We start from the raw sequence: 19839 nt of genomic DNA, 5'->3' as shown, positions 1-19839 counted from the left end.
TCCCGTTGATGACCGTTAGCGAAGCTGAAAACCGAGCCGGTTCAGCACTGAACGCAGCACGTGCCGCCCTTTGAGCGCCTCCACCGAGCGCAGGCGATCGACCACCAGCTCGCTCCAGCCCTGCACCGGCAATTGTTGTTCGCGCCGGAAGGCGATGGCGTGATCGTCGTGCCGTTGTATGGGCCCGGTCTGCTGCCCGAGGTCGTAGCGCTCGCGATGCAGCACGGCATCTTGAGGTAGCCGCGGTTTTACCGACGCCGGTCGGGTCTCGTCGGGGATTCCGACGACGAGGCCGAAGACGGCATAGGCGAGATCGGGAAGGCCCAGTTCGGCAGCAACGGCTTCCGGGTGATTGCGCAGCGCGCCGATATAGACGGTGCCAAGGCCCAGGGATTCCGCGGCCACCAGGGCATTTTGCGCTGCCAGCGTGGCGTCAATCGTCGCAAGCAGGAAGGACTCGGTATAGTGAGCCCCTTCGAGCTCGACGCCATCTTGCGCGGCAATGGCCGAGGCACGGGCGAGATCGGCGACAAAAACCAGGAAGAGAGGCGCCTGCTCGATATGGCGCTGATTGCCCGCGAGCTGCGATAGCCGCGCCTTACGAGTCGGATCTTCGATCGCCACCACGCTCCAGGCTTGGATATTGGACGAGGACGGAGCTGACTGCGCTGCGGCCACCAGGGTTTCCAGGGTGCCGGGGGGCAGGGACTGGTCGCGGAAAACGCGCACCGACCTATGGGCGACAAGACCGGCGATGGTCTCGTTCCAGTTGGCTGCCGCTATGGGAAGCGGCTCGCGATACCGCCGGAACAGCGCCTCTTGGGCCTGGGCGGCATGCACGGATTGTGTCGACTGATGCAGCGTCATCGTTCAGTCCTAGGTGACATTGCGGTTGAGCTGCCGGGCGCCGGCCCCCGGTCGGCCCTCAAGCGGGTGACCTGGGTCGATGAAACCATGGGTCGAAGCATGGCCCTGCGGCACAAGGTCATCGATCAGTGCCTCGTCCTCGGCAGTCAGCGTCACTTCCAAAGCCTTGAGGTAGGTCGTCCACTGCTCTTCGGTTCGCGGGCCGGCAATGGCGGCGGTGACATAGGGATTGTTCAGCACCCAGGCGACGGCGAATTCACTCGGCGTGATGCCGCGCCCCTTGAGGTGGACGGCAATCTTTTGCGCTATGGCGATGGACTCCGGGCGCCATTCGGTTTCGGCAATACGCTTGTCGCCGCGCCCGGCGCGGCTATCGGCGTGCGGCTCGGCTCCAGGGGCATACTTGGCAGTGAGCACGCCGCGAGCGAGGGGGCTATAGGGCACAACACCCAGGCCATATGCGGCGGCAGCTGGAAGCTGTTCGGTTTCTGCTGTGCGATTGACGATGTTGTAGAGCGGCTGACTGACGATCGGTCGGTCGATGCCGAGCTGGTCGGCCAGATGTGAGATCTGGGCGATGCGCCAGCCGCGGAAATTGGACACGCCGAAATAGCGCAGCTTGCCGGCTGCGATCAGCTCGGCAATCGCCCGCAAGGGTTCTTCCGGCCGGGCGTCGAAAACGGCGCGGTGGAAGTAGAGGATGTCGATATAGTCCGTGTCGAGCCGGCGTAGGCTCGCTTCGACGGCCTGGTAAACCCACTTGCGCGAATAGCCGCCGCTGTTCGGTCCGGCGCCGGTGGCGTTGACGAATTTGGTGGCGATCACCCAGTCATCGCGCTGTGCCTTGATCGCCCTGCCAACAATCTCCTCGGAGACACCCTTGTTGTAGACGTCGGCGGTGTCGATGAAGTTGATGCCATGCTCACGCGCAGAGTCGATGATGCGCTTGGAGGTCGGCTCGTCGGTTGGCCCGCCGAACATCATCGTTCCGAGCGAGAGGCGCGAGACCTTGAGGGCACTGGCACCGAGATTGCGATAGTCAGTCATTGATCTATCCTTGTTCCATCAAACCGCAGCGCGGGTTTCCCGCAGTGCCGCAAAGCTATTAACGGGGCGGGAAAGGCCAAGGTTCTCGCGCAGCGTCGTGCCTTCATATTCGGTGCGGAACAGGCCACGGCGTTGCAGGATCGGAACAACCTGATCGACGAAGTCGGTAAGGCCGGTTGGCAGGATGGGCGGCATGATGTTGAAAGCATCGGCGGCACCATGCTCGAACCAGTCCTGCATGGCGTCGGCAATCTGCTCGGGCGTTCCGACCACTTCGCGATGTCCGCGCGCGCCGGCTACGGCCAGATAGAGTTCGCGCAGCGTAAGGCCATTGCGTTCGACCAGGTCGGTGACCAGCTTGAGCCGGCTCTTGTTGAGCTCGGTGCTCGGCGGCAGGGGCGGTGCCTTGTCGTCAAGCGAATAGCCGGAGAGGTCCACGTCCTTGTAGTGGCGCTGCAGGATATTCCAGGCGATCGAGGGATGGATCAGCGACTGGATATAGTCGTGATTGTCCTTCGCCTCTTTTTCCGTGCCGCCCAGCACGGGAAAAATTCCGGGACTGATGAGCAGGTCGTCCCGCCGGCGGCCATAGCGGGCGAGCCGGCCCTTCACGTCACTGTAGAATTCCTGCGCATCCTCGATGGTCTGATTGGCGGTAAAGATCATCTCGGCGGTGCGTGCCGCCAGTTCGCGACCGGCCTCCGAAGCGCCCGCCTGCACGATGACAGGATATCCCTGCGGCGAGCGAGCGACATTGAGCGGTCCTGCGACCGAGAATTGCGCGCCCTGGTGATTGAGTTGATGCACCTTGTCGGGGTCGAGATAGATGCCGCTCTCCTTGTCACGGATGAAGGCATCGTCCTCGTAGGAATCCCAGAGCCCCTTGACCAGATCGACAAATTCCTCCGCTCGGCTGTAACGATCCGCATGGGCGGGGTGACCGGGAATGGTGAAATTCCTGGAGACGTCCGCGCCCGTCGTCACCACATTCCAGGCCGCGCGACCCTTGCTGATGTGGTCGAGCGAGGCGAACTTTCGTGCTAGCAGATAGGGATCCTCATAGGTGGTCGAGGCAGTGGCGACAAAGCCGATATTGTGGGTCACCTGCGACAGCGCCGCCCATAGGGTTACCGGCTCGAAATGAGCGCCATGACTTGCCCGGCGCAGGGCCTCGGGGTCCTTGGCGCGCTCCCAGCCAGCCGGGCTGTCGGCGACGAAAACCAGGTCGAACAGACCGCGCTCGGCCGTCTGCGCCAGTTCGCGGTAGTGGTCGATATTGTGGCTGGCATCGGCTTGGGACTGCGGATGGCGCCAGGCGGCCACATGGTGGCCGGTGGCCATGATGAAGGCGCCCAGCTTCATCTGTCGCTTGCGGTCGGTCATGGGTTTTCTCCTCAGGCAGCCTGACGTTCCGCCCGCTCGACACCGAGCCGGGCCAGAAGATGATTGCGGATTTCGGCAAAGCGCGGCGTGCCATGGTCGCGCGGCGCGGGCAGGTCGACGCTCAAATCCTCGACGAAGCGCCCTTGATCGAGCACCAGAATGCGGTCGGCGAGCGAGATGGCTTCGTCGACATCATGGGTGACGAGCAGGACGGCAGGTTGGTGCCGGGCGCAAAGCTCGCGCAGCAGATCGTGCATCTTGAGCCGGGTCAGCGCATCGAGGGCGCCGAAGGGTTCGTCGGCCAGCAACAAGGCTGGTTCGCGGACCAGGGACCGGGCCAGTGCAACGCGCTGCTGTTCGCCCCCTGAGAGTTGGATGGGCCACGCCTCTTCGCGACCACCCAGCCCAACCTCCGAAAGAGCCCGGCGCCCGGCGTCCTGTCCTTCGCCGCCACCGAGGCCGAGAGTTACGTTCTGGATGACATTGCGCCATGGCAGGAGACGGGCGTCCTGGAAGACGACCGAGAGCTGGTCCGGCGCCTCCAGTGTGCCTGTGCCCTCGACCTCATAGTCGATGCCGGCCAGTGCCCGCAGGAAGGTGGACTTTCCCGAGCCGCTCTTGCCGAGCAGGGCGACGAATTCGCCCGGGGCAATGTCGAGATCGACATCGTCGAGAATGGTATTGTCACCGAAGCGCCGGGTCAGGCTGCGGACATGGACGGCGTTCAGTTTGCGAGTGTACGGCGCCATGACAGCAGCTTCCTTTCGAGCAGGCGAACGAGACCGTCCGAGACGAGACCGAGAAAGGCATAGGTGACGAGGCCGACGAGAATGATCTGGGTCTGGCCATAGGTTCGGGCCAGCTCGATCATGTAGCCGAGGCCACTGGTGGCATTGATCTGCTCGACCACCACCAGCGACACCCAGCACAGCGTTACGGCAAAGCGCAGGCCGAGAAGGAAGCCGGGCAGGGCGCCGGGCAGAACCACCTGAAACAGGAAGTCGCGTTGGCTCATACGCAGCGTTTCGGCCAGTTCGACATAGCGATTGTCGATGCCGCGCAGCGCGTTATGCGTATGCATGTAGATCGGCACGAGCACGCCTAGGGTAATGACCGTGACTTTCATCGTTTCACCGATGCCGAACCAGAGGATCAACAAAGGGATGAGGGCGAGTGTCGGGACGGCACGCTTGATCTGGACAGGCCCGTCTATCAGCGCCTCGCCGACGCGGGAGAGACCAGCAAGCACCGCCAGGGCGAGGCCGATGGCGATGCCGCCTGCAAGGCCCGCCGCCGCGCGCCCAGCCGATGTCAGGAAATTCGACTGCAGTCGCCCGTCTGCGATCAACTCCCCGAACGTGGCGAACACCGTCCACGGCGCCGGCAGGATGCGGGGGTCGATCAACCCGAAGGTCGATCCGAGGAGCCAAAGCACGACCAGTACCGCCGGGCCGATCTGCAAGCCGAAAGGAATGGCCGGGCCGGGGCCCAGTCGTCGCCGTGGGCGTGGGGTTTCCTTCGGCTTCGATACGGGGATGCCGTATTCTGCGTCTTGTCCCAAAAGGTCTATGTGCCGGCTTCCGCCGCTGCTGAGATAGGTCAATGTGGGTCTCCTCGGGTGATGCGGGGATTAAAGGGCGGCGACGGCGGCGGCCCCCAGTTTTTCGAAACGACGATCAAAGATCAGTTCGGCGTCATAGGGCTCGTAGCCGAGCTCGACGGCGAGCAGGTCGATCGTGGCCTGGTGGCGTGCAACGACCTCGTCCCAGCTTTCGGGCACGACCTGTTCGCCGGTCAGCTCGACCAGATAGGCGCCGTCATCGGCCGAAAGGCCCTGGTTCTTGACGTAGTATTCGGCAATCCAGGTCTCGGGATTGGCGTCGACCCATTTGGTGGCCCGCGCCCAAAGGCCGACATATTGCGCCAATGCCGCGGCCTTGGCGGGGTCGTCCAGCACCCATTGTGGGGAGTAGAGATGGCCTGGGTCATCCCGGAGCCCATGCTCGACCAGGGTCGCGCCATCGGGACCATACTGGTTGATGTAGCGGCGGATATTGACGCCACCGATCGGAGCGATATCCACCTGCTTGCTGGCCAGCGATACGGGGTAGACGTCGCCCGTGCTGGGCAATTCCACCAGCGTCACGTCATCGCGGGTAAGGCCGGCCGCCTGCAGGGCGCGAAGAACCAATGCGCCCTGGGCCTGGCCGGGGCTGAAGGCGATGCGTTTGCCGCGGAAATCGGCTAGGCTCTTGACCTCCACGCCCGGCGAAATGCCGAAGCGGTAGATCGGGTGAGCGATTGGATCGGCCCGCTCCTTATAGGAGATGTTGCGGACAGGAAGGTCGTTCCAATTGGCGAAGATCGACGGAATTTCCGCGACCGAGCCGACATCGAGCGCCCGGGCTCGGAACGCTTCGGATGTCTGCGGTCCACCGCTGAGATTAGTCCACTCGACCTCGAAGGTGATCTCGTCGATCAGCCCTGAAAGGATCAGTGCTTGCTGTGTTTGGGGATCGCCAACCACAAGCTTTGTGCCGGGCGGTATTTCGCCAGCAAGGGAAGCCGATTCCTGCGCGAAGCTGGTACGCGAGGCGATCAGCGCCGCTGCGCCGGAGGCAAGAAAGAGACGTCGGGAGATGGGAAAGGCCGGCATGTGTGTCACTCATCGAAGGCGGATGAGTGAACGCTAAGCGCATTAGTCTACAAAAACGATAGACATTAAGGAACTATCAATCTCATGTCGGGGGCGTTCTTAGAAACAATCGCCCGCCGGTGGTCGTTGGAACGAGAAGTCGTTGTCGAGATGACGAGCAACGATGGCCGCAACCAGGGCGACAAGCGCTGAAGCCAACATCACCATCAGCAGGCCAGGCCGAGCATTCTCTCCTGTCAAAACGGCGCCTGCGATCGCTGCCATGATGGAAGCGCCGGCGACGGTGATCGCGCCGGCCAGGCCCGCGGCGCTTCCCGTCTGCCCCGAGCGAACCGAAATTGCCGCTGCGTTGGCGCTGGGCTGCGTCAGCCCATTCGCCAGCCCGACGAAAAGGCATGGCCCGAACAATGTCACGACATGGTCGACGCCGGCAAAGTGCAGGACGATGCCGAACAAGAGCCCCCCGCAGGCCACGCCCCTTCCTGCAATCAGCAGGGTCGCCTGTGAGATATTGCCGGCGAGCCGCCCGGCCAGATAACTGCCGAGCATGAAGCCGCCAGTAATGGAGCCCATGTAGAGCCCCAGAACGGCAGGCGACAGATCGAAAGCCGAAGCGGCCAGCGGAGCACCAGCGAGGAAGGCATAGAAGGCGCCAACCGAGAAGGCCATACAGAGACAATAGGCCAGGAACCGCCCGGAGCCCAGCAGTTCGGGATAGGTCCTGTACTGCTCCAGCATTGTCTTGGACCGCGCATTGTTCGTTTCGCGGAGATCGATCAAACACAGGGCAAGCACCCCAACTCCCAAGAGCGCCAGAATGGAGAAGCTGGCCCTCCAGCCGAGCAGCTGATCGATCAGGCCGCCTGCCGTGGGGCCGAGCATGGGAGCAATTGCCCAAGCCATGGCGATATAGCCGAATTTGCCTGCGGCCTGTTCCCGGCTGGTCGTGTCACGGATCGTAGCCAGCGACACGCCATAGGTTGGAGCGATTACGGCCTGCACCATGCGACAGGCCAGAAAGGTCCATGCATCTTGCGCTGTGGCACACCCTATGGACGCAGCGATGAATATCGCCAGAGCACCGACGATCACAGGCCGGCGGCCAAAGCGGTCCGAAAGCGGGCCCGCAACGAGCTGAAGGCATGCCGACACGATCGCATAGGCCGCCAGCGAGAGCCCGATCAGTCCGTAGTCGACGCCAAATTCGGCGGCCATTTGGGGGAGAGATGGAAGGAAGAAGTTGATCGGCAGGATCGCGAGTGCCGACACAAAGATCAACGTGGACAGGCGAGGAGATGCTGATGACCCGGGCATGATTAAAGCCAATTGCTGGTGTGGAGGACGAGGCAATAAAAAAGCCCCTGTCAGGGGCTGATTTCTGCGCGCATGGGTGCTTTCGCCTGGCAGCTATGCTGCCGTGCCCATGCGCGCACCTACTACGACCATGCCGTTTTCGACTTTCATGGGCCAATTGTTACGGGGTGCCGGAATGTCCGTCAACTCGATGCCTGTGCGGCAGCAATCGGATCGTCGCCCCCAAAACTGTCTGTCTGCTTCTCACCCCGATGGAGCCGGTCAGCTTCCGACCCCATTTCGGTCATTTAGCTTCGGCCCCAGGTGCGCGAAAAGCGGACGTTGATTACGCCAGGCTCTCTTGCAGACGGTCCAAGAAAACCCTGATTTTTGGAAGTACCTTCCTGCGGGAAGGATACACGCCCCAGATCGCCAGGTCCCTCGGCGTGGTGCCGGCGATGTCGACCAGCACCAAGTCACCGCTTTCAAGCTCGTCCCTGACGTCCCAAGCCGATAGCTGAGCCAGGCCCAACCCTGCAACGCACGCAGCAAGGAAGCCATCGACACCACTGGACGAAAAACGTCCATCGACGCGCACGGTTCTTTCCTTTCCATCGGCCAGAAACTCCCAATGAGTGAAATTGGGGAATGTCAGGCACTCATGGTTGGCCAAATCATTGATGGTCTTCGGCGCACCTCGCGCCGCCAGATAGGATGGAGCGGCATAAATATGCTTGGGATTGTCGGCTAGTTTTCTGGCGATCAGACCGGAATCTTTCAGCGGTGCGATACGTACAGCCAGATCGATGCCTGCCGCCACGATATCGACCATGGCGTCGCTCAGGTCGAGGTCAATTCGCAGAGCGGGATTCTCATCGAGCAGGTCGCGGACAATCGGCATGATCCTCTTGCGACCCAGGGTAATTGGCGCTGTCACGCGCAGCAGGCCCGTCGCCCCTCTGACATCTGGCGACAAAGATGCCTTGGCAGCCTCATGCGCGTCCACCATTTCGACCGCGAACGGATGGAAGGCCTCTCCTTCCGGCGTAAGGGATAATGACCGCGATGTTCGATTGAACAGACGCACCCCCAGCTCGTCCTCAAGGGAAGCAAGCCGCCGTGTTGCTGCCATGGGTGTAAGCTTGAGGTGGCGCGCCGCACCTGAGAGGCTACCTGTACGGGCCGCATTCAGGAAAACATCGAGTGCTTGCGTGTCCACATTACGTCCTATCGAATTTCGTTATCAAGCTTCTCGCTTGCCACTAATGGTAACACGAAACGCGACGATCTACATCCGAGCCTCATAACCAATGAGGTTCCGAAAAATGGCTCAAGACGTCCTCTTTAATCCGCTGCAACTCGGTGCGATCGCGCTTAAGCATCGTGTCGTCATGGCCCCCTTGACGCGCATGCGCGCCAAGCAGCCGGGCGACATCCCGTACGCGCTTAATGCCGAGTATTATGGCCAGCGTGCCAGCGACGGTGGGCTGCAGATCACAGAAGCGACCGACATCAACCCCTTCACCAAGGGCTATGTCTGGGTGCCAGGCATCTTCACCGCTGAACAGGTCCAAGGCTGGAAAGCTGTCACAGAGGCCGTGCATGCCAAGGGTGGCTTCATTTTTAACCAGATCTGGCATGTGGGTCGGATTTCGCACACGCTTCTGCAACCGAACTGCGTGCTGCCGGTGGCGCCTTCGGCGATTGCGGCGCCGGGCAACACCTCTGACGCTCAAGGCAATTCGGTACCCTATGAAACCCCGCGTGCGCTTGAACTCGACGAGATTGCAGCGATTACAAAGGACTTCGTGCAGGCGGCTCGCAATGCGCGTGAGGCAGGCTTTGACGGTGTCGAAGTCCATGGAGCGAATGGCTATCTGATCGATCAGTTCCTGAACGATGGAAGCAATCAGCGCACCGACCAATATGGTGGCTCCATCGAAAACCGCGCTCGCTTCCTGCTTGAAGTAGTCGATGCTGTGGGCGCCGCCATCGGCACAGACCGCATGGGTGTTCGACTTTCACCCTGGAGCGGCATTCAGGGCATGCAGGATTCCTCAGGCGTCGCGCTTTGGGAATATGTCGTCCGCGAACTGGGCAAGCGCAAGATCGCCTACCTGCACCTGATCGAGCCGCGTTCCGATTTCACCAACGACGAGAAGCCTTTGGATGTGAGTGCACCAGACGTTGCCTCATTGTTCAGGAAGGCCTTTGGCGGCCCCGTGATTTCTGCTGGTGGTTTCGTCCCAGAAACCGCAGCAGAGGCCGTTTCAGCCGGCAAGTCGGACGCTGTCGCCTTTGGTCGGCCCTTCATTGCCAATCCGGATTTGCCGCAGCGCATCAAGGTTGGCGCAGCCCTGAACAAGCATGTGCGGGCGACATTCTATGGCGGCGGAGCCGAAGGCTACACTGACTATCCGTTCATGGTGGCGATCGACTAAACAAATCGGCGGCTGGGTCATCGCCCAGTCGCCATGTCAGCAAGTGCATATGTCGGCTGGAAAGTGGTCAGTCTGCTTCCCGCCCCGACGCCGACAATTTGGCAGGGGAAGTTTATAGGGTGGAATCGGAAGAGCCACGGTTTCACAAGGTCATCGTTGTCGATCAGAGTTTTTATCTCTGACAATTTCTTGCGCTGCATCGCGTTCATTTCCTCTTCCAGAGTCTCAAGTCGACCGATCAGCCGCTGAACGTACGATTTTGTGGACGAGGACCTCTATTGCGCCGCGGAACATGTCCAAAAGAGGACCTATCAGGCGGTGCCTCGCCAGGACGTCAATCTTGGCTCGCTCGTCTCGATTGATTTTTCAGGTAAGTTGAAAGCCTTCGCCTCCAGGTTTCGGTTCGACTACACCGGTTGCTAGCAATGCAACTGCGTCATCGACCTAGCGAATTTCGGAGATCGCGCGAGCCTCGGAGTTGAATGCCCTCTCCAAAATCTGCTCAGCTTGAGCGGCTGCCTGAGCCTTGATTGCATCGGCTTCCCGCTTCGCGGCGCTGATTATTCTTTCCTTTTCCTTGGTGGCTTCCTGCTTTTTCTGTTGAGCGCGCTGCGCGCCATTTATGGCCGGAGCCTTGAGCCAGCTTTGACATCAAAAAAACACTCGCCTTCGGCGTTGGGCCAGCGCACGGCGCTGACGGTGGGGAATTTTTCGTCTCCTTTTTGCTGTCAACACCGTGCTCAGGTTTACTAGGGCAGGATTGGAACGCTGGCCTTTGTGAGCCACGCGGGTGTATAACGCCGCAGTAGAGCGCCATATCTTGTATTATGTTTCAACGACTTGAGGTGCCGTTGGTGCCAGCTTAGAATCCTGGCGCCCCAGCCAATTTCTAGCTCACTTCATGCCGGCCATGGTCGCGACGCTGGGCGCGACGGGAACCAATCTGGGCGCAAGACCTTTCAGTCATTGGCGCGAGCCATAGTCGACATCGACCCATCGGTCATTGGGCGATGCTTCTGCTTGTATCAGTTATGACGGTCAGGGAGCTGAAGATGCCTGAAGCTGTACTGACGGGAATGCGCATCCTTGTCGTCGAAGACGAATACCTTCTCGCTGAGGACATCCGGGAGGAGCTCGAAGCAGCCGGAGCACTCGTCCTGGGTCCTGTTGCAAACTTGCGCCGTGCTTTGGATCTGATCGACGATACCTTGACCATCGACGGGGCTGTGCTCGACATGAATTTGGCCGGAGAGATGGTTTTCCCTGCCGCTGACCTTCTGATTGGGCGCGGTGTACCCCTCATTTTCACCACGGGTTATCACGAGGCAACGGTCCCTCCGGAATACGCCCATATCGTCCTGTGCGGAAAACCTTTGGAGCGGGGCGAGGTTGCCGCGACCATCCATGATCTCGTGCATGCCAACAGCAGTTGACCGGCAAATTGGCACCGCAGGCCTGTCTCCGGGCGAATGGTGCTGCGTAACGGGTTTTGGCTCGAAGCGGAACTGGCTCCCTTCTGCTTTCGAGATATAGTGAGGGACTGCGCTGAGACCGGCGGTAACTTCGATGGCACAATCACCGACGACGAACCGAGCAGCGGCAGCTCTGCTGCAAACGACGGACTGGCGCATGACCTCCCTGGGGTCGCGTGAGCATTGGGCACCTCACCTCGAGGTGCTGATCGATCTCATGATGGACTCGCGACAGCCGATGTTCGTGGCTGCCGGACCTGAGCTGCTGATGATCTACAATGACGCTTATGGGACCATGCTGTCCGACAAGCATCCGCAGGCGTTTGGCGCCCCATTCCGCAGGGTTTTTGCAGATATCATAGGCCAGTTGGAGCCTTCGCTGCAGCGGGTCCTGGCGGGTGCCCAGGAGATTATGGTCGACCAGCACTGCACCTTGCCCTGGCGCGAGAATATGCCGGAGGGCTGGTTTACCGCGACATGGACGCCGACGCGGGACGAACAGGGTGAAGTCGCGGGATTTGTCGGCATCATTACGGAGACGACGGACCAGCACCTCATGATGGTGCGGCTGCGCGCAAACGAGGACAGTCAGTCCTTCCTGCTCAAGCTTACCGACGCGTTGCGGCCGCCTGGCGACGCTGCGGAGACCAGTGCGGAGATTCAGCAGGTTGAGGATGTTGCCGAAGGCACTTGGGCACCAGTCGAGCGAACCCGGATCGAGACGGCTCTGCGCAACAGCGAAGCAAGGTATCGCTCCCTGTTCGAGACCATGGGCCAGGGATATATCGAGAATGAACTGATCCGCGACGCCAACGGGCGCGCCGTGGACTACCGCACCAAAATGGTCAATCCACAATTTGAGCGGCTAACCGGCGTTCCCGCGGACGAAGCGGTCGGCCGCACTGCGCGAGAGCTTGTCAAGGAACTCGATCCTGCGTGGCTCGAGACCTATGAACGGGTTGTCCGGACCGGCGAGCCCGAACAGTTCGAGCGCGAGGAACCAGCGTTTGGCCGGTGGTTCAACGTTCAGGCCTACCACCTCGCTGGCGACCGTTTTGCGATCCTCTATGACGACATCACCGACCGCAAGCGCGCCGAGGCAGCATTGCGGGATAATCAGGCCGCGCTGGCGATCGAACTCGCCAACACCAGTCTCCTGCGCGACCTCGCGATACGGTCGGTGACGGAGGGTAGCGAACAGGCGCTCTACGACGAGATACTGAGCGCGGCGATCTCCATTACGCAGTCGCAGGCGGGCACCGTGCAGGTCTACGAGCCCGAGACCAGGTCTCTCGCGTTGCTGGTGACGCGAAACTTCAGGTCCAACATGACCGAGCATTTCCACCGCGTCGACGCAGCAAGCAATACCGCCTGTGGCATCGCGTTACGCACCGGGCAGCGCACCATTATCGATTTCGACGACGAAACCGACCTCGCCTGTGTCATGCATGTCGAGGCGGGATATCGCTCTGCGCAGGCGACGCCGCTGCTGTCTCGCACGGGTGCGCCGATCGGCATGCTGAACACGCATTGGAGCGAACCGCAGCATCGACCAACCGAGCAGCAGCTTCGCTACCTCGACCTGCTGGCGCGGCAGGCCGCTGACATGATCGAGCAGCGCGATGCGCAAAAGGCGTTGCGCGAAAGCGAAGAACGTCAAGCCTTCCTGCTCAAGCTAACTGACGTGCTTCGGCCAATGGCTGATCCTATCGCCGTGCAGGAAGCGGCTGCTGCACTGCTGGGCCGATACCTCGGCGCGTCGAGGACATTCTACTTGGAAGTCGAGCTCGAGGCTGGCGTCGAATACGTCGTCGCCACTAGAGACTTTCACCAGGAGGACGTACCCAGCGTCGTCGGCCGGTACCCGAGAAACAGCTTCGGTGACTACGTCGGCGAGGCGATGCGGGCCGGTCGCACCCTCAGCATCGCGGATTCCGAGGCGCATCCGGGACTGACCGAGGCAGAGCGCGGAGCCTACCGGAGCATGGTCGTCCGATCCTTCGCCGTGGTGTCGCTGATCAAGGACGGGAAGAATGTTGCCGGCATGGTGTTGCATCAAGTAGGAGCACGAGCCTGGACGCCGTTCGAGATCGGCCTTCTGGAGGAGACTGCCGAGCGCACATGGGCGGCAGTCGAACGCGCCCGGGCCGAAGCGGCGCTGCGGGAGAGCGAGGCACGGTTCCAGCAATTCGCCGATGCCTCTGCCGGCGCTTTGTGGATTCGCGACGCGGCGACCCTGAAGATGGAATATGTCAGCCCGGCCATTTCCATCATCTACGGTGTCGAACCAGAGACCTTCCTGAACGGGGTCGAGGTATGGGCCTCGTCGATCGTGCCCGAGGATCGTGAAACGGCCTTGCGCCACATCGAGCAGGCGCGCGAGGGCAAGGCTGTCGTTCATGAATTCCGCATTCAGCGGGCCAACGACCTTGCCTTCCGCTGGATCAGAAACACGGACTTTCCACTGTATGACGGGCGAGGCCTGGTGGAACGCATCGGCGGCATCGCCGAGGACGTGACGGAGGTCAGGCTGGCAGTCGAGCACCAGGGTGTCCTGCTGCACGAACTGCAGCATCGCGTTCGCAACATCATGGGAATCATCCGCTCCATCGGCAACCGTAGCGCCGGTGGTGCAGCCTCCGTGGAGGATTACCGGACAACACTTGAAGGACGAATGCTGGCTTTGGCGCGGGTTCAGGCGGTGTTGACTCGAGAAGCAAATGCTGGCGGATCGCTACGCGACATCATCAAAAGCGAGGTGGCAGTCCAGGCCCATCACCAGCAGCAATGCGAACTCATTGGACCCGACATCATGCTGTCGCCGAAATCCGTCGAAGTGCTGACGCTGGCCTTCCATGAACTTTCGACAAACGCCCTCAAATATGGCGCCTTCTCGATAGCGGAAGGCCGGCTTGTCGTGCGCTGGGCGCCTTTCGAAAAGCGAGGCAACCAATGGCTCGGCATAGACTGGGTCGAGGAAGGCGTGCCGCCAGGAGCACCATCCGGACGCCGGGGCTATGGCAGCGAGTTGATCGAGGCTCGCATACCCTATGAACTGGGTGGCACTGGCAAGATCGGCTTCGAGTCTGATGGCGCGCAATGCCGGATAGAGTTCCCGCTCACCTATACCGAGAGCATTCTTGAAACCGATAGCCCCATGCCGACGACGATGTTCGGGGGAACCACCGACATGACCGGAGCGCCGGACCTGACAGGACGGACAATCCTGGTCGTGGAGGACGACTACTATCTGGCGTCCGACACGGCAGCTGCCTTGCGCGGTGCCGGGGCGAAGGTGCTCGGACCGTGCCCCAGCGAGGACGCGGCAATGGGCATGCTTAATGAGACGGCGCCCAGCCATGCCGTTCTCGATCTCAACCTTGGCGGCGGTGGACCGGAGTTCCGTTTGGCCCGGGTGCTGAAGCAAAAAGGCATCCCATTCATCTTTCTCACGGGCTACGATCCGGAGGTTATTCCGCTTGAACTCACGGGCGTCACGCGGCTGCAAAAACCGGTTCCGTTCAAGGCGATCGTTGAAGCCGTAAGTCAGCTTTGAGGGTTCAGGCCCGGGCCCACATCGACATTCTTGTTTCAGTGCGCAGACAATGTCTTGCCGCCGCTACTGCGCGGTTGACGGTGCCATCCCGTTCGCCTGCAGGCGCGTCGCCGCACGATTGGCAGACGCTTTTGCTTCAGTAGCCACGGACCAGGTCGACCCTGTTGCGCGCAGGGCGCCCGGCGGTCATGTCCTCGAGATTTTCCAAAAGGATTCGTATCGTCTGCCTAGCATAGGTGCCCATGTCCGTTGCCGACACATGCGGTGTGAGCACCAGATTGGGGCAGGTCCAGAGCGGGTCGTCAGGGGCAGGGGGCTCCGTTGCCGTTACGTCCAGAATGGCCCCGGCCAGTCCGCGTCGATTGAGCGTCTCGATCAAGGCGGCCTCCTCAATCAGCTCACCGCGCGATATATTGATGATACCGGCATGGGGCGGCAACAGCGCCAGTCGGCGTGCATTCATCACGTGCCGCGTCAGAGCGGTTAGGGGTGCAGCAAGCACCAGGATGTCAGTTTGAGGCAGGGCGTCATCCAACGCCTCAAACGGCAGGATGCGGTCAAATGCTGAATGCGGTCTGGGCTGACTCCTGATGCCCGTCAGATGCACGGAATAAGGGCTTAGGGCCTTGGCCGCCGCCGATCCCAAGCCACCAACACCAAGAATGGAAACCCGCTTGCCAGATAATGTTCCGGAAAAATGGGGCAGCCAAATCCGGTCATGTTGCTGGCCGAGATAGATTGGCAAACCGTTTTGCAGCATCAGCGCGGCCATCAGCACATACTGGCCAGCTTTTTCTGCGTGGGCACCGCTGTTGTTGAGCAGCATGATGCCGGCAGGCAGGGGATTGACGTCAATCAAGGCGTCGACACCTGCGTGCTTCAGAAAAACCGCCTTGAGACTTGGTGCGGGACTGGGAAAGCGCGCCAGGACTTGGTCCGATGTCGTGACCAGCACTTCCATCGTGAGTGCGGCCTGGGCGAAGCCGTCATCATCATCGCTGATCGTGAAGCGATGAGCGCTGCCCTTGGTCGCCTCATGTACGAGTTCGGCAGTAAGGGGCACAAAATGGTCTCGTGGACGATTCTGGATATGCACATGCATCTGCGGTCCTAGTCCTGATAGCGGCTGGCAGGATGCTAGGTGGGAACCCGCGGTTTTCGTAGTGCTCACAGCCACTCTGTGGCCGATTTAAGATTGTGCGATATGTGAGTTAAGGTGTCCTTGGCTACACAGGCTGCGACTGTCGGATCATGCTCATCAAATGATCAATGACAGGCAAGGCAGCAGCGAGTGACGGCGAATTCCTCCACCATGGCGACGAGAGCCCAGATCGCGGACCTCCATGACATCGTCAACGCCCGCCCAGCAGCGTCCGGCGACCAGTCCTGCCGGCCGATGATGGAGCAACTGGCCAAGCGTGGGGAATTGCTCGTCATCGACGAAGAGGTCGATCCTGTCCATGACCTGTCTGCGCTCTTCTCGCTCGTCCATGATACGCATGCTTTGCAGGCCAACAAGATCAAGGGCAGCGATATGCCGGTCTTCGGCAATCTGCTGTCGGACCGGGAACGCATCGGCATGGCGCTCGGCGTTGCGCCCGAGGCCATCCAATCGACGCTCCTGGAGTCGGTGAAGCGACCGGTGGCCCCCATCCTCGTCGACAATGCCCCGGTCCAGGAGGAGGAATTCACCGACGGGGTGCTGGCGCGGTTGCCTGTCCCGACCTTCTTTGCCAAGGAAACCGGCCCCTATATCAGTGCCGGCATGATGGTGGCGCTCGATCCGGAGACCGGACTTGGCAACGCCTCCTATGCCCGGCTCAAGGTATTGAGCGATACCGACTGCCTGATCGGCATTGCGCCCAACCATCACCTGGCCATCATGGCGCGCAAGGCTGCCGCCATGGGCAAGCCGCTGCCCTTCGCCGTTGTGCTGGGCGCCCATCCCGCTATCCAGCTTGCTGCCTGTCTCTATCTGGGCCTGGGCGACGACGAGCTACATTGCGCTGGCGCGCTGCTGGGCGAGCCCGTCCGTGTCGCCAAATGCAGGACGAGCGACGTGTTGGTCCCTGCAGATGCTGAAATTGTCCTCGAAGGCTTCATCCACGCCGATGAGCCGATCGAAGAAGGTTATGTCTCTGAATACCACGGCATGTACGAAGATTACGGTGTTGGTGTCCGCGCCAGCTTCCACCGCCTGACCAAGCGCCATGATGCAATGTTCCAGGTGATTGAGCCCGGCTATCACGCCGAGCACATCTATCTGGGCGCCATCCCGATTGCCGCCAGCCTCAAGGCGCAGCTCGCCCGCTCCATTCTCAATGTCGGCGAGGTCGCCGTCACTGCTGCTGGTTCGGGTCGCAACAATGTCGTGGTGCAGATAAACAACCCGCGTCCGGGCCAGGCGCGTCGTGCCATGGCGATCTGCTGGGGTGCGGTCAGCATCATCAAGAACATCACCATCGTGGATGGCGACGTTGATCCCTGGGACACCGAGGCGGTGGAGCTGGCCAAGTCGACGCGCATGCGCGCCGAGCGCGACATCCTGATCGTCACCGACCTGCCGGCGGATCGTTCGGAGCCACAGGAGGCTGGCGGCGTGGTCGCCAAGGTCGGTTACGACGCCACCATTCGTCCGTCTGATCGCAAGGAAGGCTTTGACAAAGCCCTGCCGCCCGAAGCCTCCTATGAGCGCATGCGCGCCGTTCTGTCCCGCACCAAGGCACAGGGCTGATTGCCATGAAAAAGCGCCGCATGATCGTTGCGATTACCGGTGCATCCGGTGCCTGCTACGGCGTGCGGGCGCTTGAAATGCTGCGCGAAATTGGCGGCGTCGAGACGCATCTCATCATTTCCAGCGCCGGCATCCGCACGGCCATGGAAGAAGGGGTCGTCAATTCTGCTGACGAAATTCGTGCGCTGGCCGATGTCACCTATCCCCACAAGGATATCGGTGCCGCGGTGGCCTCGGGCTCGTTCAAATGCGAGGGGATGCTCGTCGCGCCCTGTTCGATCAAGACGCTGAGTGCCGTCGCCAATTGCTATTCCGACGACCTGATCTCGCGGGCCGCCGATGTGTGCCTCAAGGAGCGGCGCAAGTTGGTGCTCATGGTGCGCGAAACCCCTTTGCATGCTGGTCACATTGGCTTGATGGACACCGCGACGCGGAGCGGCGCGATTATCATGCCGCCGGTGCCCAGCTTCTACACCCGTCCGGTCACGCTTGACGATCTGGTCAGCCAAACCGTCGGGCGTGCGCTTGATCTGTTCGACTTCGATCATCCCGGGGTCCGGCGATGGAAAGAAGACGAGCAGGAGTAGGGGAAACCGCGCCAACCCGGTCAGGTCGGCACAACAAGGGAACGGGCACCCTCAAAGAGGGGCCGAACTGGAGAAGCGAAGTATGATTTTCACGCAGATGACCCGCAAGTCGACTGTGTCCCGAATGGGCCGCTCTGCCGCGCTTGCAATGATACTGCTCAGCACCTCCGTGCTGACCGGTGTGACCACCCAGGCTTTTGCCCAGGCCGACGAGAATGCCGTCAGCGGTGGCGAGATGACTATCATCGCCGGCTCCGACATCAAGAGCTGGGATCCGGCAATCACCTCGGGCACTTTCCCGGGCGGCCCGATGGACCAGCTCGATGCGGTTTATGGCTTCCTCGTTTACGTCGATCTGGACGGCAAGGTTCAGGGCGGCATGGCCGAAAGCCTGACCTCCGACGACGCCACCGTCTGGACCCTCAAGCTCCGCCCCGACGTCAAGTTCACCGACGGCAATCCCTATGACGCCGAGGCCGTCGTCTACAACTGGACCCGTGCCGCCAATCCCGACACGCTGGCGCCCGCGCAGCCCTTCGTCTCCTCCTGGATCGACGGTGTGGAGATCATCGACCCGCTGACCATCCAGATCACCCTGCCGGTCGCCAACCGCAACTTCGGTTCGACCCTGGCCCAGTCCGCGCCCTTCGTCGGCTCGCCCGCTGCTCTTGAAGCTGCTGGTACCGACAAGGCTGCCATCAAGCCGGTTGGCGCCGGTGCCTTCCTGTTCCAGACCTGGGACCAGGGCATTTCGCTGAGCTTCACTCGCAATCCCGACTATTGGGATGCGCCGCGCCCCTATCTCGATACCCTCAAGTTCGCCATCATCCCGGAAACCAACAGCCGTATCTCGACTGTGGTCCAGGGCGGCGCGCAGATGATGGCTGGCTATCCCTACCAGTTCGGCGCCAATGCCGAAGCGGCTGGCATTGCAACGCACGAAATCCCGATCCCGGGCCTCTACCGCGCCTATTTCAATCAGACGGCCGGTTCCTTCACCGACCATCGCGCCCGTGAAGCCTTCTACCGTGCCGTCGATCCGGCACGCCTGTTGCAGGCCCACACGCAGATGGAAGGCTATACGATCCCGACCAACTACTTCACGCAAAGCTCGCCCTTCTACGAGCCCGCCTACACGCTGCCGACCTACGATCCGGCCCGCGCGCAGGAACTGTTCAACGAACTGGCTGCCGATGGCACCCCGTTCAAGGTGAAGCTGGTCACCTATACCAATGCCGACCTCCGTCGCCTTGCCTCCTATTTGCAGCAGGTTTTGACGGCTTATGAGAATGTCGAAGTCGAGCTGGAGCTGGTCGATCAGGCCATGCTGAAGCCGCAGTGCCAGACCCAGGTCAACTTCGATCTCTGCGTTGACGGTGGCGTCCTCGTCGCCAATGGTGCCGAGCCCATCATCTCCAACCTGCTCAAGACCGGCGGCGTGGACAACTGGGGCCAGTATTCCAGCGAAACCATGGATGGCCTGCTCAACCAGGCTAACCAGACCATGGATGATGCCGAGGTCAAGGCGAGCTATTCGGAAGTCCAGAAGGTGGTGGCAGAAGACCTGCCGCTCTACATCTTCGGCTCGGAAACCCGCTACCTGCTGATGCGCGACAACACCGGCGGTATCGTGCCGTCCAACGGCGGCATCCTGCAGAAGCAGTATCTCTACGTCTGCGAAGACGCCTGCGCTGCAGAGTAAGGCAATCCTATCCGGCCCCGCGCTCCCTCGTGGCGGGGTCGACGGTGCCGCGGTTCGCCGCGGCACCCGCTAATTCCCAGGGCACGGCACCGGCCGAACCC

At 61.3% G+C, this 19839-nt stretch carries 15 protein-coding genes; 6 read left to right on the top strand and 9 right to left on the bottom strand.

Annotated features, from left to right (window positions below; genetic code table 11):
• Positions 1-15 precede the first annotated feature (15 nt).
• From P0Y65_12135 to P0Y65_12100, 8 genes are all read right to left on the bottom strand, one after another.
• Positions 16-867 (bottom strand): NADPH-dependent oxidoreductase, encoded by an 852-nt coding sequence (locus P0Y65_12135; GenBank protein ID WEK02956.1) that lies wholly within the window; start codon positions 865-867, stop codon positions 16-18.
• Between the two features lie 9 nt (positions 868-876).
• On the bottom strand, positions 877-1914 hold the full coding sequence (locus tag P0Y65_12130) for an aldo/keto reductase (GenBank protein ID WEK02955.1): 1038 nt from the start codon (positions 1912-1914) through the stop codon (positions 877-879).
• Between the two features lie 18 nt (positions 1915-1932).
• Positions 1933-3297: an LLM class flavin-dependent oxidoreductase gene (locus P0Y65_12125; protein ID WEK02954.1), complete on the bottom strand. Its 1365-nt coding sequence runs from the start codon at positions 3295-3297 to the stop codon at positions 1933-1935.
• Between the two features lie 11 nt (positions 3298-3308).
• A complete protein-coding gene (locus tag P0Y65_12120) occupies positions 3309-4046 on the bottom strand; it encodes an ABC transporter ATP-binding protein (protein ID WEK02953.1) in 738 nt (245 codons plus the stop codon).
• Positions 4022-4858, bottom strand: a complete 837-nt coding sequence (locus tag P0Y65_12115; GenBank protein ID WEK06788.1) for an ABC transporter permease — start codon at positions 4856-4858, stop codon at positions 4022-4024. The genes P0Y65_12120 and P0Y65_12115 overlap by 25 nt, the downstream gene beginning before the upstream one ends.
• 69 nt (positions 4859-4927) lie before the next feature.
• Positions 4928-5953: an ABC transporter substrate-binding protein gene (locus P0Y65_12110; protein ID WEK02952.1), complete on the bottom strand. Its 1026-nt coding sequence runs from the start codon at positions 5951-5953 to the stop codon at positions 4928-4930.
• Positions 5954-6052: 99 nt separating this feature from the next.
• The gene (locus P0Y65_12105) at positions 6053-7267 is read right to left on the bottom strand and encodes a multidrug effflux MFS transporter (protein ID WEK02951.1); all 1215 of its coding nucleotides are present in this window, start codon (positions 7265-7267) and stop codon (positions 6053-6055) included.
• A 325-nt stretch (positions 7268-7592) separates the two neighbouring features.
• Positions 7593-8465 carry a LysR family transcriptional regulator gene (locus P0Y65_12100; GenBank protein ID WEK02950.1) on the bottom strand — a complete coding sequence of 291 codons (873 nt, stop codon included), beginning with the start codon at positions 8463-8465 and terminating at the stop codon, positions 7593-7595.
• A gap of 106 nt (positions 8466-8571) precedes the next feature.
• On the opposite strand from P0Y65_12100, the gene P0Y65_12095 reads away from it, so the two are divergent.
• From P0Y65_12095 to P0Y65_12085, 3 genes are all read left to right on the top strand, one after another.
• Positions 8572-9687 carry an alkene reductase gene (locus P0Y65_12095; protein ID WEK02949.1) on the top strand — a complete coding sequence of 372 codons (1116 nt, stop codon included), beginning with the start codon at positions 8572-8574 and terminating at the stop codon, positions 9685-9687.
• Between the two features lie 1052 nt (positions 9688-10739).
• A complete protein-coding gene (locus tag P0Y65_12090; protein WEK02948.1) occupies positions 10740-11120 on the top strand; it encodes a response regulator in 381 nt (126 codons plus the stop codon).
• Between the two features lie 196 nt (positions 11121-11316).
• Entirely contained in the window at positions 11317-14715 is a 3399-nt protein-coding gene (locus P0Y65_12085; protein WEK02947.1) for a PAS domain S-box protein, read from the top strand.
• A 136-nt stretch (positions 14716-14851) separates the two neighbouring features.
• Here P0Y65_12085 and P0Y65_12080 read toward each other — a convergent pair whose 3' ends face one another.
• Positions 14852-15817, bottom strand: a complete 966-nt coding sequence (locus tag P0Y65_12080) for a D-2-hydroxyacid dehydrogenase (GenBank protein WEK02946.1) — start codon at positions 15815-15817, stop codon at positions 14852-14854.
• Between the two features lie 210 nt (positions 15818-16027).
• Between P0Y65_12080 and P0Y65_12075 the strand changes: the two genes are divergently transcribed.
• From P0Y65_12075 to P0Y65_12065, 3 genes are all read left to right on the top strand, one after another.
• Positions 16028-17449: a UbiD family decarboxylase gene (locus P0Y65_12075; protein ID WEK02945.1), complete on the top strand. Its 1422-nt coding sequence runs from the start codon at positions 16028-16030 to the stop codon at positions 17447-17449.
• Positions 17450-17454: 5 nt separating this feature from the next.
• Positions 17455-18036 (top strand): UbiX family flavin prenyltransferase, encoded by a 582-nt coding sequence (locus P0Y65_12070; protein ID WEK02944.1) that lies wholly within the window; start codon positions 17455-17457, stop codon positions 18034-18036.
• 82 nt (positions 18037-18118) lie between these two features.
• A complete protein-coding gene (locus P0Y65_12065; protein ID WEK02943.1) occupies positions 18119-19738 on the top strand; it encodes an ABC transporter substrate-binding protein in 1620 nt (539 codons plus the stop codon).
• Positions 19739-19839: the final 101 nt, after the last annotated feature.

The organism is Candidatus Devosia phytovorans, assembly GCA_029202405.1.
GTDB lineage: Bacteria > Pseudomonadota > Alphaproteobacteria > Rhizobiales > Devosiaceae > Devosia > Devosia phytovorans.
Note: the sequence above shows the minus strand (reverse complement) of the source record. Positions and strands in the feature narration are given on the sequence as shown.

Excerpts from the sequence above, each read along its gene's own strand:
- P0Y65_12135 (WEK02956.1), bottom strand. The coding sequence starts at position 867 with ATGACGCTGCATCAGTCGACACAATCCGTGCATGCCGCCCAGGCCCAA.
- P0Y65_12130 (WEK02955.1), bottom strand. The coding sequence starts at position 1,914 with ATGACTGACTATCGCAATCTCGGTGCCAGTGCCCTCAAGGTCTCGCGC.
- P0Y65_12125 (WEK02954.1), bottom strand. The coding sequence starts at position 3,297 with ATGACCGACCGCAAGCGACAGATGAAGCTGGGCGCCTTCATCATGGCC.
- P0Y65_12120 (WEK02953.1), bottom strand. The coding sequence starts at position 4,046 with ATGGCGCCGTACACTCGCAAACTGAACGCCGTCCATGTCCGCAGCCTG.
- P0Y65_12110 (WEK02952.1), bottom strand. The coding sequence starts at position 5,953 with ATGCCGGCCTTTCCCATCTCCCGACGTCTCTTTCTTGCCTCCGGCGCA.
- P0Y65_12105 (WEK02951.1), bottom strand. The coding sequence starts at position 7,267 with ATGCCCGGGTCATCAGCATCTCCTCGCCTGTCCACGTTGATCTTTGTG.
- P0Y65_12095 (WEK02949.1), top strand. The coding sequence starts at position 8,572 with ATGGCTCAAGACGTCCTCTTTAATCCGCTGCAACTCGGTGCGATCGCG.
- P0Y65_12090 (WEK02948.1), top strand. The coding sequence starts at position 10,740 with ATGCCTGAAGCTGTACTGACGGGAATGCGCATCCTTGTCGTCGAAGAC.
- P0Y65_12085 (WEK02947.1), top strand. The coding sequence starts at position 11,317 with ATGACCTCCCTGGGGTCGCGTGAGCATTGGGCACCTCACCTCGAGGTG.
- P0Y65_12080 (WEK02946.1), bottom strand. The coding sequence starts at position 15,817 with ATGCATGTGCATATCCAGAATCGTCCACGAGACCATTTTGTGCCCCTT.
- P0Y65_12075 (WEK02945.1), top strand. The coding sequence starts at position 16,028 with ATGGCGACGAGAGCCCAGATCGCGGACCTCCATGACATCGTCAACGCC.
- P0Y65_12070 (WEK02944.1), top strand. The coding sequence starts at position 17,455 with ATGAAAAAGCGCCGCATGATCGTTGCGATTACCGGTGCATCCGGTGCC.
- P0Y65_12065 (WEK02943.1), top strand. The coding sequence starts at position 18,119 with ATGATTTTCACGCAGATGACCCGCAAGTCGACTGTGTCCCGAATGGGC.